The following is a 15,157-nucleotide window of genomic DNA, read 5'->3' as shown; positions in this document are numbered from 1 at the left end:
GAGCGTCAAGAACTCCATGATCACTCAGGCTCGTGCCTGCCTTGCGTTCGGGCCCGGCTGGGCAGCCCCGCCCACCATTTGCCGGTCGCTCTAAGTGGCTGATCTGCAACTCACCTTTGTGCAGCGCACGTTGGAATACTTTCTCATAGCACGCCGGTTCGCACGAGAGTGGCCGGAGCCTCGCCGGCGGACATGGTCCGCACCGGGGGGCGCCATTGCCGTCCCCGGCGGCCACCCCTACTCTCGTGGACCCGGCAGGGACGTGGACCCGTCGCACGGCGGACCCGTCGCGGCATGGCCCCGGGCCGGCGGCGCGACCGGTTCAGGCATGCCCATAACTGCAGACGGGGTGAACATGACGGCGCTTCCCGGACCCCTCCGGTCCATGGTCTTCAGGAACGAGGACCTCCCGGCGCTCTTCCACCACACGGACGCCATCGCCATCGCACGTCAGCGCGAGGCGGTGAACACCACGCGCGGGCAGCTGGTCCTGCTGGTCCTCGGAACGGTGCCCGCGGCGCTCCCCTGGCACGTCAGGACCGGCCCCGTCGAACTGCTCGACGCCATAGGCGTGCTGGCCTACACGGGTGTCCTGGTCACGACCTTCCTCGCCTCGCGCCGCAAGGCGAAGTCGCATTGGCAGCTCAACCGCTCCGCGGCCGAGTTCATCAAGTCCATCTGCTGGCGGTACGCCGTCCACGGCTCCCCCTTCGACACCGCCGTACCGCATCCGGAGGCGGTGTTCGCCAACCGGCTCGAAGAGGGGCTCCAGGAGCTCCGGAAGGTCGGCTGGGCCGACCCCCGTGACGAGCCGGACGGCTCCGGTGACGGTCTCATCACCGAGTCCATGCGCGAGTTACGGGACAAGGCGTTCACCGTACGCAAGGAGACGTACATCCGGGACCGGCTGATCGAGCAGCGCCGCTGGTACCGCAGACGTCTGCAGGTGTCGCGGCGCGGTGCGTTCGTCTGGTCGAGCACCATCGCCGCGCTCACCGCGCCCGCACTGGTACTGGGCCTGTTCCAGACGTTCGGGGCGGGCCGGTCCTTCGCGCTGACCGGGACGCTCTCCGCCGCCGCGGCCGCCTGTCTGGCCTGGAACGAGATGCGCCGCCATCACCCGCTGATCTCCGCGCACTCGCTGGTGGAGACGGACCTGGAGTCGATGCAGGCCGCGATGGAGACCACCCTGACCGAGCGCCAGTGGCCCGTCGCGGTCTTCGAGACCGAGCGGATCGTCTCCCCGGAGCACACCGACTGGCTGGCCAGACACCGGATGTGACGAGTCGTCAGTGTGCGTGGGGGGGGGGGGGGGGTCAGTCGCGCTCCACGCCGTCGCGCCAGATGACGGTGACCGGACGGCCCAGGGTCCGGGCGTACCTCACGATGTCGCCCGTACCGCCCAGGCCCCTCGCCGGGCGGCCGTCCCAGACGGCCAGCAGCCGGTCGCAGTGGTCGGCGATATAGGTACCCGCCGCGTAGTACGCCTCGTCGGTGGAGTGCGGGAAGTCCAGCCGGACCTCGCGCTCCGCACGGGACTTGAGCATCCGGTAGTGGGCGAGTTCGGCGTCGCCGTCGAAACAGTCCTCGTAGTCGCCGCTGGGGATCACCGCCGTCAGTCTCGCCCCGCAGGAGAGCGCGAGTTCGGCGAAGATCTGGTCGGCGCCGACCGCCAGACTGGACAGTGCCTCCAGGGAACCGCCCGCCGCGCACAGCGCCGCCCTCAGTCCCGCCAGCACATCCGCCCGTGCCTCCACGGGGATCGAACGGTGACCGGTCACTCCGATGCGATTCACGGACCTGGAACCCCCTGCGTGTCTGCACCGACCGTCCTGACATCCTCTCAAAAGCCGCGGGGCGAGCGGGAGCCCCCGTCCGGATTTCCGGACGAGGGCTCCCAATTCCGGACAGGTCCGGGCCTGATCAGTAGACGCTGACGCCGTACGCGCTGAGCGCCTCGGTGACCGGCTGGAAGAACGTCGTCCCGCCCGAGCTGCAGTTGCCACTGCCGCCGGAGGTGAGACCGATCGCCCTGGTTCCGGAGTAGAGCGGGCCGCCCGAGTCGCCGGGCTCGGCGCACACATTGGTGCGGATCATGCCGTAGACGATGTCCCCGCCGCCGTAGTTGACGGTGGCGTTGAGACCGGTGACCGATCCGCCGTGGGTGCCGGTGGTGGAACCGCGGCGGGTGACGGACATCCCGACCGTGGCGTCGGCCGCGCTGGTGATGTCCTGGCTGCCTACGGTGCCGTCCTTGGCGATGGTGGTGTTGGTGTACCGGACGATGCCGTAGTCGTTGGTCGGGAAGCTGGATCCCGTGGTGGTGCCGAGCACGGTGGTGTGCGAGGAGTCCGCCCACCAGGTGCCCGCACCGTCGGTGCAGTGACCTGCGGTCAGGAAGTAGTAGGTGCTGCCGCTGCGGACGTTGAACCCGAGGGAACAGCGCCAGCTGTCGGCGTAGATCGCGTCTCCGCCGGAGATCAGCTTGCTGAACCGGCCGGGCGTGCGCTCGACGCGCAGGGCGCCCGCGTCGGCTCCCGCGGACTCCTTGATCTTCTTGATCTCCGCCTGCGAGACCGTGCTGTCCACGGTCACCAGGACTCGGTTGGTCTTCGGGTCGATGTTCCAGGCGGTACCCGCGACATCGGCGCCGAGCACGGCGTCCGCTGCCGCGGTCAGCCTGCTCGCGCTGTAGGTTTCGGTGGAGTCGGCGCTGGCGGTGGGGGCGGCGAGGGCCGCGACGGCGACGAGGCCCGCGAAAACGGCGGTGGCCCTGTTGCGTCTCGCGGTGCCCTTACGGGGGGTGTTGCGCTTGATCCTCACTTGTCGTTCCTCCCGAGGGGAATCGGGGGTCCTGCCTGTGGGGTGGCCGGACCCGTGAGGCGCAGTCGAGGAGTACGTCCTGATTCCGAGCGCCGTGCTCCTGACAAGCGCTGCTCGGGAGTATCAGGGGGCGTCAACCGGCCGCGCAAGGGCACCTTTTCGGCCGAATCCGCGCCGTACACAGGTCGGCCCCGGCAGCTCCGCGGCTGCCGGGGCGTTTCCGGGCCCGGGGATTCCGGGCGGACCGGGCCCGGGAGACCGGTACGGCCGGTCAGGCGTCGATACGGTTCCGCTCCCCGGCCGGGACCGCGACCGTGAGGGTGTTGCCGGGCGGCGGGAACGGGCAGATGAAGTGATCGGCGAAGGCGCAGGGCGGCAGCAGCGCACGGTTGAAGTCGATACTCACACTGCCGTCCTCGGCCGGTGCGGCGGGCCGCAGGAAGCGGAAGCGGTAGCTGCTGTTCCCGCTGGTGGCGTCGGCGAAGACGGCCCACAGCGAACCGTCGGGCTCGACCGCGACCTGGAGGGTGTGCGCGGTGCCGTCCACCTCGAAGACGATCTCACCGGCCAGCCCGAGACCCCGCTCGACCCCGTCGGCGTTCTCCACCCGGACGGTGCGGTCGGCGGCGTAGGGCCGGAAGATGCCGGGCAGCGTCCAGCTCCCGTCGTAGCCGGTCGCCTCGATGGTCCGGAAGGCATGCCGGGCCGGGGAGTGCGGGTCGAAGTCCCGTACCGCCCAGAGCCCTTCGCGGCGCAGCACGTACAGCCGCCGTTCACCGTGCGCCACCCGGGCCGCGTCGATCGGTCCGCGGTCGGGTCCGAGCCGGACCTCGCCGGTCAGCGGCTCGCCGTCGGCATCGAGACCGTCCTCGGCCGAGGCGGTGAGCACCAGCTCGTCGCCGTCCTCGCGCCAGTGCCCCGGGACGGCCGGAATTCGCCCTTCCGGGTAGTCGGAGAGCCAGTGGGTACCGGTCAGGGAGAGGGGGCCGTACGGTGCCGCGACCGCGACGATCCGCTCCTCGTGCCACCTCTGCCAGTCCTGCCGGCCCTGCTCGTTCTGCTGTGCGTCCGTGCTCATGCGGTCAACCCTTCCATACCGGCTCCGCCAGGCCGAGGTGCGACCTCAGAGTGGTACCGGTGTATTCGGAGCGGAACGCTCCGCTCTCCTGGAGCAGCGGGACGACCCGGTCGACGAAGCCGTCAAGGCCGCCAGGGGTGAGATGGGGTACGAGGATGAACCCGTCGGCCGCGCCGGCCTCGGTGAACGCGGTCAGCTGCGCGGCGACGGTCCGGGGGGAGCCGATGAACGACTGCCGCCCGGTCGTCTCGATGACCGTCTGCCGGATGGACAGCCCCTTGGCCTCGGACAGGGCACGCCAGCGGGCGGCCACGGCGAGGGGGTCGCCGTGCCGGACGCGGCCCTGGACCAGGTCGGAGTCCGGGACGGGGTCGCTCGCGGGGAGCGGTCCGTCGGGGTCGTACCCGGAGAGGTCACGGCCCCAGACCTGTTCCAGGGCGAGGAGGGCGATCTGCGGGGAGATCTGCTGGTGCCGGATCTCCGCGGCGTTCTCCTGCGCCTCCTCGTCCGTGTCCCCCAGGACGAAGGTGACCCCGGGCATGATCTTGAGGTCCTCGGGCCGCCTGCCGTACCTCGCCAGCCGTGCCTTGACGTCGGCGTAGAACTCCCGGCCCGCCTCCAGGGTGCCGTGCCGGGTGAAGATGATGTCGGCGGCTCCGGCGGCGAACTCCCGGCCCTCGTCGGAGTCCCCGGCCTGGATGACGACCGGGTGCCCCTGCGGGGAGCGCGGGACGGTGAACTCCCCGGAGACGGCGAAGTGCTGTCCGCGGTGCGCGAAGGGCCGGGACTCCCCCCCGGGTGTCCAGGAGTCCCAGAGTTCCCGGGCCGTGGCGACGAACTCCGCGGCCCGCGTGTAGCGGTCGGCGCGGTCGAGATAGCCGCCGCGCCGGAAGTTCTCCCCGGTGAACGCGTCGGAGGAGGTCACCACGTTCCAGGCGGCGCGGCCGTCGCTGAGGTGGTCGAGCGTGGCGAGGCGGCGGGCCAGTTCGTACGGCTCGTTGAACGTGGCGTTGACGGTCGCGGCGAGCCCGAGCCGGTCGGTGACGGCGGCCAGCGCGTTCAGCACGGTCAGGGACTCGGGCCGGCCGACCACGTCCAGGTCGTGGATGCGGCCGTTGTGCTCGCGCAGCCGCAGCCCCTCCGCGAGGAAGAAGAAGTCGAACTTCCCGCGCTCCGCCGTCCTGGCCAGGTGCTCGAAGGAGGAGAAGTCGATCTGGCTCTCCGACCGGGCGTCGGCCCACACCGTGGTGTTGTTGACGCCCGGGAAGTGCGCGGCGAGATGCATCCGGCGCGGCGTGCTCATGCTCCCTCCCCGGCGGTCCGGGCGAGGGCGTACCGGGAGGCGGGGCGGGCGAGGCCCAGGTGTTCGCGCAGGGTGCCGCCGGGATAGAAGGTGCGGAAGAGGCTGCGGTGCTGGAGGAGTGCCACGGTGCCGTTGACGATCCTTTCGAGGTCGCGTGCCGGGGTGATGGGGGTGAGGTGGAAGCCGTCCACGGCCCCGGAGCGGTGCCACCGGGTGAGGAGGTCGGCGAGGTCGACCGGGCCGCCCCGGAAGTAGGAGTCCCGCCCGGCGGGCCGCGGGCCGCTCTCCAGGCCGGGTTCCGGCGCCGTTTCGGCGTCCCCCAGGTCGACGGTGAGCGCGGCCAGGAACCGCAGGGCGGCGGGGTCACGGCCGTGCGCGGCGGCCCGGCGGCGTACGTCGTCGCGCACCGCGGCGGCGTGCTCGGGCGTGGTGGCCCGGATGTGGACGACATCGGCGTGCCGGGCGGCCGGTTCGCGGGCCGGGGCCCCGGTGCCGTCGATGACGGTGACGGGCCGGCCCTGCGGCGGGCGCGGCACGATGGCGGGTCCCCGGACGGAGAAGGTGCTGCCCTCGAAGTCGACGTAATGCAGCCGGTCCCGGTCGATGAACCGCCCGGTGGCGGTGTCCCTGATCTCGGCGTCGTCCTCCCAGCTGTCCCAGAGCCGGGCCGCCACGTCGGCGGTCTCCCCCGCCTCCTGCCAGAGGGCGCCGGGCGGTGCGGCGGAGCGTCTGCCGAACAGCCGGGCCTCGGCCTCGGTCGTGGAGACCTCCGCGCTCCAGCCGGCCCGGCCGCGGCTCACCCAGTCGAGGGTGGCGACGGCGGACGAGACGTGGAAGGGCTCGGTGTGGGTGGTGGTGACGGTCGGTACGAGGCCGACGCGGTCGGTGGCGGGGGCGATGCGGGAGAGCACGGCGAGGGCGTCGAGTCCCGGGCGGGCGAAGGAGTCGCCGAGGGTGACGAAGTCGAGGGCGCCGCGTTCGGCGAGCCGGGCGAGGGTGAGGTAGTGCCCGGCGTCGTAGTGGGGCGGGCCGCCGATCTCGGCGGCCAGATGAAGGGGCCTGTTGGCAGTCATGCGGGACCTCTCGGGGGTCAGTTCTCGGTCCTGGGGAGTCCGGGCGGGTTGATCTCCGACTTCTCGACGGCCTCGTCGGTCAGTCCCCAGCGCTTCAGCACCTCGCCGTACGAGCCGTTCCGCACGATGTGGTCGATCGCGGCGGCGTAGGCCTCGACCAGTCCGCTGCCCTTCTTCGTGGTGGCGGCGATCTTCCCCTGGAGCCCGTCCCCGGCGCCGGACAGAGTGCCGATGGCCTCGGACTGTCCGGCCGAGGCGACGTGGTGGCCGACGGAGGGGCTCGGGCCGAGATAGGCGTCGATCCGGCCGGACTGCAGGGCGAGGTAGTGGTCGGTGTCCTTCTGGAAGTACGTGATCTCCACCGGTTCGCGGCCGGCCGCGGCGTTCTCCGCGCTCCAGTCGACGAGGATCTTCTCCTGGTTGGTGCCGGAGGCCACCGCGATCGTCTTCCCCGCGACGTCGGGGGCCGCCTTCACCTTCCAGCCGGAACCCTTCTTGGCCTCGAAGGCGATGTTGTCGAGCCGGTAGGTCGCGAAGTCGTACTTCTCCTTGCGCTCCTCGGTGACGGTGACGTTGGACAGGACGGCGTCGAACTTGGAGCTGTCGAGGCCGACGAAGAGGTTCTCCCAGGACACCTCGTCGAACTGCGGCTCCAGCCCGAGGGTGTCGGCGATCAGGGTCGCGAGGTCGATCTCGGAGCCGATGCGGGTCCTGTCGTCGGTCGCGTAGAAGCCGAGGGGCGGCGAGGCGTCGGCGCCCGACCCGATCCACAGGGTGCCGCGCTCGCGGACGGCCCGCGGTACCCGGGCGGCGACGGCGGCCACCTTCTCGCCCCTGATCCGCTTCTGGTCCGGGCCGATGTTGACCCCGGTGTCCTTCCGCCCCTTCGCCCCGATCACATCGGTGGCGGCGTCGCTGGTTCCGCAGGCGGTGAGCAGCCCCGCGGCAGTGAGGGCGGCGAGGGCGTCGGCGAGGCTGCGGCGGACGGGCACGTGAGGGCTCCTCGGTGAGAACACGGCTGGGATCACAGGACTTTGGAGAGGAAGGCGCGGGTGCGTTCCTGGACGGGGCGGTCGAGTACGTCGGCGGGCGGGCCCTGCTCGACGATGCGGCCCTCGTCCATGAAGACGACGGTGTCGGCGACCTCGCGGGCGAAGCCGATCTCGTGCGTGACGACGATCATCGTGGTGCCGCGGTGGGCCAGGTCCTTGATGACGTCGAGGACCTCACCGACCAGTTCGGGGTCGAGCGCGGAGGTCGGTTCGTCGAAGAGCAGCAGTTTCGGTTCGAGGGCGAGCGCTCGGGCGATGGCGACGCGCTGCTGCTGGCCGCCGGAGAGCTGTCGGGGGTAGGCCTGCGCCTTGTCGGCGAGTCCCACCCTGGCCAGGAGTTTCTCGGCCGCTTCGACGGCGTCCTTGCGGGGGCGGCGCAGGGCGGAGACGGGCGCCTCGATGATGTTCTCCAGGACGGTGAGGTGTCCGAAGAGGTTGAAGTTCTGGAAGACGAAGCCGATTTTGGTGCGCTGGCGCAGGACCTCGCGTTCGCGCAGCTCGTACAGCTTGTCGCCCTCCCTGCGGTAGCCGACCAGGGAGCCGTCGACGCTGATCCAGCCCGCCTGGACCTTCTCCAGGTGGTTGATGGTGCGCAGCAGGGTGGACTTGCCGGAGCCGGAGGGTCCGAGGATGACGGTGACCTCTCCGGTGCGGACGGTCAGGTCGATGCCGCGCAGCACGTCGAGGGAGCCGAAGCTCTTGTGCACGGAGCGGATCTCGACCATGGCATCGCTGGGTGCGCTCATCGCACGGCCCCCTTGGCGTAGTGACGTTCGACGTAGTACTGGAGGACGGAGAGCACGGTGGTCAGCACGACGTACCAGACGGTGGCGACCATCAGCAGGGGGACGACCCGGCCGTTGCGGCCGTAGACGACCTGGACCTGGTAGAAGAGTTCGCCGATCGCCATGACGGAGACGATCGAGGTGCCCTTGAAGAGGGAGATGATCTCGTTGGCCGCGTTCGGCAGGATGGAGCGCATCGCCTGCGGCAGCACGATCCGGCGCAGCTGTCGCAGCCGCGGGATGCCGAGGGCGGCCGCGGCCTCCAGCTGCCCCGCTTCCACGGCCAGTACGCCGCCCCGGACGATCTCCGCCGCGTAGGCCGCCTGGTGCAGCGCGAGCCCGAGCACCGCCGCGCTCATCGCGCCGACGAGGTTCATCGTGTCGAAGGTGAAGAAGCCCGGCCCGAACGGGATGCCGAACTGCAACTCCTTGTAGAGATAGGCGAGGTTGAACCAGAACAGCAGCTGCACGATGAGCGGGATCGAGCGGAACGCCCAGATGTACGCGTACGCGACCGCCCTGAGGAAGGGGCTGGAGGACAGGCGCATGAAGGCGAGGACGATGCCGAGCGCGAAGCCCAGGGCGGTGCCGTAGAAGGTCAGCTGGAGGGTGACCCAGACGGACCTGAGGATGGTCTCGGTGGTGAAGAACCGGGCGAAGACGTCCCATTCCCAGCCGGGGTTGGTGACCAGCCCGTGCAGGAACTGGGCGAGCAGCACGGCGGTCGCGGCGACGGCCGCCCACCGCCAGGGATGGCGCACCGGGACGACGGTCAGCCGGCCGTATTCGGTGACGGGATCCTGCACGGTCTCTTTGTCGATGGGTGGATCGCTGGTGAGCGACATGGGGGTTCCTTAAGCGACATGTATACGTACGGGAGGAGGGGCCGCGGTCAGGCGCTGAGGCGGCCGCGACAGGAGAGGTCGCGCAGGAACATCAGCGCGGTGCGTGCGGTGGCGTCGTTCTGGCGGAAGGCCGGGCCGCCGGTGCGGGGCCGGGTGAAGGCGCCGCTGCTGCGGGCGGTGGTGTACGGGCCGAGCGCGAAGCGCCGCGGGTGCGCGAGACCGTCGCGGTCCATGATCCGGCCGTCGGCCGGGTCGACGGAGAGCAGGCCCGTGCCGGTGGTGGCGGCGCCGTCCTCGTACAGCCCGCGGAGCAGCGGGCTGCTGGTGTGCCGGAGCGAGGGGTCCGGGAGTCGGGCCTCGACCAGCGCCCGCGCCTCCACCCGTTCGCCGGGGACGGTGGCGCTGCCGGCCCGGAAGAGCCCCGCCTCCTCGTCGGCCTCCACGGTGACCCCGGCGCCGAGGAAGCGGACGACCCCGGCCCGGGAGAGGGCGAGGAGCTGCTCCAGCCGGGGGCCGGGCGGGCCGGAGGCCAGGTAGCTGAAGAAGCCGTGCCACCAGTCGCCGATGTCGCCGAGCCTGATCAGCTGCCCGTACGCGGAGAGCAGTCCGAGGAAGACCGCGAGGTCGGGGCTGTGGGCCGGGTCGTGACGGCGTGTCAGGTAGGCGCTGATGTAGCCGCGCAGGCCGTCCTGGAGCGCGTCGTGGGAGGCGTGGCGCACCCCGTCCAGCGGGTGGTCGAGCGCCGCCAGGTCGAGCCGGTCGGCGGGGTCGGGCACGGACGCGGCGACGAGGGCGTCCAGTTCGGGGCTGCCCGGCCCGGCGGCGGCGTACTTGTCCTCGAAGACGTCCCGGTCGAGGGTGGTGCGCTCGGGGTGGGCGGTGAACAGCCGGTGGTAGTGGGCGTGGCCGAGCTCCTTGGCGACATGCGGCCACACATCGCGCCGGAAGTCGAGCGGTCCGGGCCCGCTGAGCAGTTCCGCGGTGAGACCGGGGCCGAGGAAGCGCGGCAGGGGCGGCCGTTCGCCCTCCCATCCGTAACCGATCTTGGAGTGGTACGGGACGCCTCGCCGCGATCCGACGTGCAGGACGGGCTCCCGGCCCGAGGGCAGGTACTCCCCGTTCTCGTACCGGCCGCCGCGGCCCTCGGTGAGCAGGACCATCAGGTCGATGAAGGCGAGCCCGAAACCGCGGACGATGACGGGTTCGCCCGCGCGCAGCGCGGTCAGGTCGCTGTCGGCGGTGAAGTCGGGCGGCAGGTGGGTGAGCCCGTGCCGTCCGGCGAAGGCGCTCAGCTCCCGCTGTCCGGCGTCGGGCTCGGCGTCGAGGTGGCCGACGGTGAGGAGGACGAGGTCGGCGAGGAGGGGTTCGCCGCGGCCCTGGAGCCGGACGCGCTGCCGGCCGCCGCGCGGCCCGGTGATCCGCAGGGCCCGGGTCCGGTGCTCGTGCACGGTGATGCCGGGCGGGAGCGCGGCCAGCGCCCGTTCGTACACCCACCGCAGATAGGCGCTCTGGAGCCGGCGGCTGGGGAAGTCCTGCCCCGTGAGCTGCCGTATCTCCGCCAGTACGGCGGGTGCGGCGTCGACGGTGATCCGCCCGGCGCGGACGTCGTCCGCCCAGGCGTCCAGGGCGGGGCCGGGCACGACGGGGCCGTCCTGCTGCACCGTGTCGTCGGTGAACATCGTGACGTCCTCGGCCATGGAGTTCATCCAGAGCAGCGGCGACTGGTCCTGTCGCCATATCCGGCCGCCGCCCGGCGGGTGCGGGTCGACCAGGTGGATGTCGAGCCGGAGGCCGGGCGACAGGCCGGCCGCGTTGGCGGCGATGCGCTCGATGACACCGGTGCCGCGCGGTCCTGCGCCGATGACGACGAGGGCGGGGGTGGTTCCGGGAGCGGGGGTGCCGGTCACCGGGTGCCCGCCGTGCCGCGTGCGTAGTGCCGTTCGACGTAGTGCTGTCCGATGCCGAGGAGCGAGGTGACGGCCACGTACCAGAGGGTGGCGACGAGCAGCAGCGGGATGACCTGGTAGGTGCGGTGGTAGACGAGCTGCACGGAGTAGAGCAGGTCCTGTACGGCGATGATGCTGACGATCGAGGTGCCCTTGAGGGTGCCGATCAGCATGTTCCCGGCGGGCGGCACGATGGAGCGCATGGCCTGCGGGAGCACGATCCGGCGGAGCCTGCGCCAGGGTCCCAGCCCCAGTGACTGGGCGGCCTCCACCTGTCCGCGCTCGACGGAGAGGATGCCGCCGCGCACGACCTCGGCGGCGTACGCGGCCTCGTGCAGGGTGAGTCCGACGACGGCGACGGTGACGGGCCCGAGGAGGTTGACCGTGCTGACGCCGAGGATCTGCGGGTACAGGGCACCGATGTTGAACCAGAACAGCAGCTGGACCAGGATCGGAGTGGACCGGAACAGCCAGACGTACCCCCAGCCGACCGCCTGGAGCACGCGGTTGCCGGAGAGCCGGAGGACGGCGAGCAGGGTGCCGAGCGCGAAGCCGAGGACCATCACGAGCGCCGTGAGCCAGAGCGTGAGGCCGAGTCCGCGCAGGACGGAGGCGGTGGTGAGGTACTGGCCGACGACGTCCCACTGGAAGGCGTCGTTGCGGATGACGGAGCCCAGCGCCAGTGCGAGGAGCACGAGGACGGCAACGGCCGCCGCCCACTGGCCTGTCCGGCGGACCGGGACGACGCGCGGCAGGGCGGCGGCACCGGTCTTGGCGGGCGGTACGGGAAGAGGAGAGGGAGGCAGGACATCTGTCTGCGCGGACATGCGAAGGCTCCGTGGATGCAGAGATCGAACACGGGGCGTGCCTTCACACCGGACACAACGTGGACCGGGCCCCTCAGCGCCGGTCCGCCTCCGAGGTAAGCGGTGCACGAGGCCTGTTGTCAAGGCTGTCCACACTATGAGCCGTACGTCTCATGTCAGTTGACGCGCAACCGGATGACTGCTCCACTTGGGCCATGCATTCGCAGCAGTGGCTGGTCACCCGCTCCCACATCGACTTCGGTCGCGTGTGGTCCTCTTCCTGTTGAGCTGACTCCCTGCGTTTCGTTCTCATCCGCTCGCGCCCCTGTCCGCGTTCGAGCGCCCCTTCCCGCGTGCCCTCACGTACACAACGCCGCGTCACCCTCCCCTCGCACCGCTGATCTCCCGCCCCGACTCCGAGCCGCTTCCGGCACCGGGGTCCCGGAGGCGTACCCGCACCCGGTCCGGCGTACCCGCCGCATCCGATGAATCCGGAGAAGCCCCGCCATGCCCCGAACCCGCCATACCGCCGCCTTCGCCCTGATCACCGTCGCCGCGCTCACGCTCACCGCGTGCGGATCGGACGGTCCGGCGGCCGCGCCGGGCGGTGGTGCGGGGGCGGCGGACGCCGGCCGGGGGAAGATCCCGACGGCCGACGTGGTGTCGGCGGTGAAGAAGGACGAGGCCGCGGCGGCGCTGCTGCCCGCGGACGTCCGCTCCTCCGGCACGCTCAGGATCGCCTCCAGCGTCGGCGCCCCGCCCGGGGCCTTCTATCCGGAGGACGGCAGGACCGCCGCCGGCGCGGACATCGACTTCGCGGACGCCGCGGCCAGGGTGCTCGGGCTGAAGCTGAAGCGCGAGGTCGCCTCCTTCGAGGCGATCCTGCCGGCGCTGGGCAGCGGGAAGTACGACCTGGGCACGGGGAACTTCGGGGTCACCGACGAGCGGCGCAGGACGATCGACTTCGTGACGTACATCAATGACGGCCAGGGCTTCGCGGTCCGCGACGACAGCGGGCTGAAGAAGGTCACCGACCTCACCCAGCTCTGCGGTCTGACCGTGGGCACCGGGGCGGGCACCACGTTCGAGGTGACGCTGGAGGAGAACAAGCACCTGTGCGGGAAGGCGGGCAGGAAGCCGTACGAGGTGAAGACGTACAACGACCAGGCCGCCATCTGGATCTCCCTCCAGCAGGGCCGCAGCGATGTGGTGATGTCCACCATCAACGGGCTCCGCTACGCGGTGACCCAGCAGGAGGGGCTCCGCTTCCTCAACGAGTACAAGCGGCTCGACGTCGGCTTCGCCTTCAGGAAGGGCACCCCGCTGGCACCGGCCTTCCGGGCCGCGGTCAACAGCCTCCGGGCGGACGGCACGTACGACCGCATCCTGAAGAAGTGGGGCACCACCGAGTCGGCGATCACCAACCTCGCGGATCTCCCCGCCCGAGCTGAAGTGACCCGCGGCGGCGGGGCCGCGGTCACCGGCCGTCCCGGCGGCCGCGTCCCGCCCGCGTCCTCAGCAGTCGCACCCGCAGTCGCAGTCGCAGCAGCAGCCGTCGCCGCAGGAACTGCAGCAGTTGCAGGCGTCGCAGCAGCCCCCGCAGTCGCACTGGCGGCAGAGCCCTTCGCGTTCCTGCCGGGACCAGGGGTCCGAGAAGGACCCGCAGCACATCTGGCAGGTGCAGGCGAGCCCGGCCCACACCAGGCATCCCGCGATCAGCCCGCGCCGGTCGCGCGGCGGCTCGGGCGGGGGCTGCGGCGGGGAGGCCGGGCCACCGGGCGCCGGTGCGTACGGATGGCCCGGCGGCGGCCCGAACGCGCCCTGGTGCGAACAGGACGAGGAGCCGAACGCCCGGTCCACCGAGCGCCGCAGCTCGTGCGCGAGCAGCACATGGACCAGCTGGCCGTCGGCGAACTCCGCGTCGCGCAGCGCCAGCCGTACGCCGTGCAGCGCGTCGTCGCAGAGCCGCCGGGCCTCACCGAGCGGGGTGCCGGTCGCGGTGAGCGGGTTCCAGGCTCCCGACGCCGCGTCAGCTTCCCGGTCCTCCACGGCATCCAGCAGATGCGCGAGCCGTCCGAAGAGCCGGCCGGCCTCCGCGAGCGGTTCGGCGTTGTGCGGCTTTCCCGCGAGTACGGCGGTGTGCGCGAAGGCCGCGGCGGTGGCCGTCTCGGTGGGTTCGGTGACGGTCAGCAGCGGGGTGCCCGGCCCGGCGAGCGCCTCGATCCCGGTCTGCCGGTCCACCGCGTCGACCAGCAGCGAGGTGTCGAACCCGAGCGCGGCGCCGGTGCGTGCCCCGGCCCGGTCCCAGCTCGCGGCGACCCGGCGGGCGGCGGCGGCGACCGGCCGGCGGGCCAACAGGCCGTCCCGGTCGGCGACGTGGTCGCGGACCTTCGCCGAGGCCAGGACGAGCGAGACGGCCGCGGCGAGCCTGGCTCCCTCGCCCCGGGCGACCGGGGCGGTCCGCAGGGAACGCAGCGGACAGGGGCCCGCGGTGCGCCGCCCCGCCGGGGTGCGCACCGACTGAGCCTCCGTCAGGACCGAGACGATCAGGCCGTCATAGTTCGTCACGATTCGGGCGAACTGTCCGTGGTCCGCGCGCAGAGCGAGGCAGAGCCCGCACAGATGCGCCATCCACTCCGTCCTGAGTCCCTCGGAGAGCCGATGGGTACAGGGCCTGACGATTCCGAACACGACGATCCCCCGAGAGCCGTTCAGCGGGCGCGCGCCACTCGTGCACCCGCGCGTCGTGCATCGTATCGAGTGCGCAGTTCACCCGTACGTCCCCCATGTCACCCGTACGGACCGGTGCATCATATTTTCCTTCCGCAACCGTCCGCATGCAGGAGGAACCCTGACGAACCGCCACATGTTCTGCACCAGTACCGTCACGAATCCCCTGCGCGCCGACTATCCACTTGGCGCGGTATCCGCATCATGGACGACCATAGGGATACGAAAGAGATGCGGAACGCCAAGGAACCGCGGTGAGAGGAGGCGTCCATGGGATCGGTGCGCAAGGCGAGTGCCTGGCTGGGCCTCGTAGAGGACAACGACGATCGGTACTACGACGACGAGTACGCCGGGGGTGCGGAGACCGGGACGGGCGGCCAGGCCTGGGTGACCGACCCGCGGGTGCAGGTGGCCGCCGAGACGGCCGACGAGCAGGACCGCCGGATCGCGACCGTGACCCCGGACAGCTTCCGGGACGCGCGGGCCATCGGCGAGCTGTTCCGGGACGGCGTCCCGGTGATCGTGAACCTCACGGCCATGGACCCCGCCGACGCCAAGCGCGTCGTGGACTTCGCGGCGGGACTGATCTTCGGTCTGCGCGGCTCGATCGACCGGGTGGCCACCCGGGTCTTCCTGCTGACCCCGGCCGACACACAGGTACTCAACGGCGAAGCCGCCGGCCGGAAGGCCGACGGCTTCTTCAACCAGAGCTGAGC

13 protein-coding genes and 1 pseudogene are annotated in these 15,157 nt (G+C 71.5%); 3 read left to right on the top strand and 11 right to left on the bottom strand.

Translation table 11 applies throughout. The annotated features are described in order from the left end of the window. The first annotated feature begins 355 nt into the window (after positions 1–355). Entirely contained in the window at positions 356–1,282 is a 927-nt protein-coding gene (locus ACIGJO_RS34740) for a DUF4231 domain-containing protein (protein WP_399965233.1), read from the top strand. Positions 1,283–1,316: 34 nt separating this feature from the next. Here ACIGJO_RS34740 and ACIGJO_RS34735 read toward each other — a convergent pair whose 3' ends face one another. The 10 genes from ACIGJO_RS34735 to ACIGJO_RS34690 form a co-directional block, all read right to left on the bottom strand. Next, the gene (locus ACIGJO_RS34735; RefSeq protein WP_399965221.1) at positions 1,317–1,796 is read right to left on the bottom strand and encodes a hypothetical protein; all 480 of its coding nucleotides are present in this window, start codon (positions 1,794–1,796) and stop codon (positions 1,317–1,319) included. Positions 1,797–1,923: 127 nt separating this feature from the next. Next, positions 1,924–2,823, bottom strand: a complete 900-nt coding sequence (locus tag ACIGJO_RS34730; protein ID WP_399965219.1) for a S1 family peptidase — start codon at positions 2,821–2,823, stop codon at positions 1,924–1,926. A gap of 271 nt (positions 2,824–3,094) precedes the next feature. Continuing rightward, positions 3,095–3,901 carry a DUF1684 domain-containing protein gene (locus tag ACIGJO_RS34725; RefSeq protein WP_399965217.1) on the bottom strand — a complete coding sequence of 269 codons (807 nt, stop codon included), beginning with the start codon at positions 3,899–3,901 and terminating at the stop codon, positions 3,095–3,097. Between the two features lie 4 nt (positions 3,902–3,905). Further along, positions 3,906–5,204, bottom strand: a complete 1,299-nt coding sequence (locus tag ACIGJO_RS34720) for an NtaA/DmoA family FMN-dependent monooxygenase (RefSeq protein WP_399965215.1) — start codon at positions 5,202–5,204, stop codon at positions 3,906–3,908. Then, complete coding sequence (locus ACIGJO_RS34715) at positions 5,201–6,277, bottom strand: LLM class flavin-dependent oxidoreductase (protein ID WP_399965213.1); 1,077 nt, start codon at positions 6,275–6,277, stop codon at positions 5,201–5,203. Before ACIGJO_RS34715 ends, ACIGJO_RS34720 begins: the two co-directional genes overlap by 4 nt. 17 nt (positions 6,278–6,294) lie before the next feature. Continuing rightward, positions 6,295–7,269, bottom strand: a complete 975-nt coding sequence (locus ACIGJO_RS34710) for an ABC transporter substrate-binding protein (RefSeq protein WP_399965211.1) — start codon at positions 7,267–7,269, stop codon at positions 6,295–6,297. Between the two features lie 32 nt (positions 7,270–7,301). Further along, positions 7,302–8,054, bottom strand: coding sequence for an amino acid ABC transporter ATP-binding protein (locus tag ACIGJO_RS34705; protein ID WP_399965231.1), 753 nt, complete (start codon positions 8,052–8,054; stop codon positions 7,302–7,304). Positions 8,055–8,071: 17 nt separating this feature from the next. Beyond that, entirely contained in the window at positions 8,072–8,959 is an 888-nt protein-coding gene (locus tag ACIGJO_RS34700; RefSeq protein WP_399965209.1) for an amino acid ABC transporter permease, read from the bottom strand. A gap of 47 nt (positions 8,960–9,006) precedes the next feature. After that, complete coding sequence (locus ACIGJO_RS34695) at positions 9,007–10,866, bottom strand: FAD/NAD(P)-binding protein (protein ID WP_399965207.1); 1,860 nt, start codon at positions 10,864–10,866, stop codon at positions 9,007–9,009. Continuing rightward, entirely contained in the window at positions 10,863–11,732 is an 870-nt protein-coding gene (locus ACIGJO_RS34690) for an amino acid ABC transporter permease (RefSeq protein WP_399965205.1), read from the bottom strand. Before ACIGJO_RS34690 ends, ACIGJO_RS34695 begins: the two co-directional genes overlap by 4 nt. Before the next feature lie 486 nt (positions 11,733–12,218). Here ACIGJO_RS34690 and ACIGJO_RS34685 point away from each other — a divergent pair. Next, positions 12,219–13,167, top strand: a pseudogene (locus ACIGJO_RS34685) (ABC transporter substrate-binding protein). Between the two features lie 59 nt (positions 13,168–13,226). Here ACIGJO_RS34685 and ACIGJO_RS34680 read toward each other — a convergent pair. Continuing rightward, positions 13,227–14,402, bottom strand: a complete 1,176-nt coding sequence (locus ACIGJO_RS34680; protein ID WP_399965203.1) for a DUF5685 family protein — start codon at positions 14,400–14,402, stop codon at positions 13,227–13,229. 309 nt (positions 14,403–14,711) lie between these two features. Between ACIGJO_RS34680 and ACIGJO_RS34675 the strand changes: the two genes are divergently transcribed. Continuing rightward, complete coding sequence (locus ACIGJO_RS34675; protein ID WP_399965200.1) at positions 14,712–15,155, top strand: cell division protein SepF; 444 nt, start codon at positions 14,712–14,714, stop codon at positions 15,153–15,155. Positions 15,156–15,157 lie beyond the last annotated feature (2 nt).

Origin of the sequence: Streptomyces sp. NPDC079020 (assembly GCF_044542225.1) — a bacterium.
GTDB lineage: Bacteria > Actinomycetota > Actinomycetes > Streptomycetales > Streptomycetaceae > Streptomyces.
Note: the sequence above shows the minus strand (reverse complement) of the source record. Positions and strands in the feature narration are given on the sequence as shown.